A 538-nucleotide genomic window follows, 5' to 3' on the forward strand; every position below is an offset into this window, starting at 1 on the left:
CGGTTCGAGCAAGGAGTTCCCGTGAACATCGGTGAGATCGCCCGGCGGGCCGGTGTCTCGCGGAGCACCGTGTCCTACGCGCTGAGCGGGAAGCGCCCGGTGTCGGAGGACACGCGCCGGAAGATCCAGCGGGTCGTCGACGAGCTGGGCTACCGGCCCAGCGCCAGTGCACGCGCCCTGGCCAACGGGCGGACCAGCACGATCGGCCTGGTCTTTCCGCCGGCCGGGAACCACTACACGGGCATGCAGCTGGACTTCATCGGCAGTGTGGTGGAGGCCGCGGCAGCGTATGACTACGACGTGCTGCTGTCGCCGAGCGGTGTGGACAGCGACCGTTCCTTCCAGCGGCTGCTGGGGGAGCGTCGGGTCGACGGCGCGATCCTGATGGAGATCAGGCTGGAGGACGACCGGGTCGATCACCTGGCCGCCCTGGACTTCCCCTCCGTCGCCATCGGCCGCACCGTGCATCCGGAGCGAGGCTGGTGGGTGGGCCTGGACCACACCGCGCTGGCGGCCGCTTGCGTCCACCACCTCGCGG

1 protein-coding gene is annotated in these 538 nt (G+C 70.4%); it reads left to right on the forward strand.

From position 1 onward, the window contains the following. Positions 1 to 21: 21 nt before the first annotated feature. Positions 22 to 538, forward strand: a 517-nt coding sequence (locus ADL12_RS24280) for a LacI family DNA-binding transcriptional regulator (protein ID WP_159053269.1), incomplete at its 3' end; no start/stop codon positions are given.

This window comes from Streptomyces regalis (genome assembly GCF_001509475.1).
Lineage (GTDB): Bacteria > Actinomycetota > Actinomycetes > Streptomycetales > Streptomycetaceae > Streptomyces > Streptomyces regalis.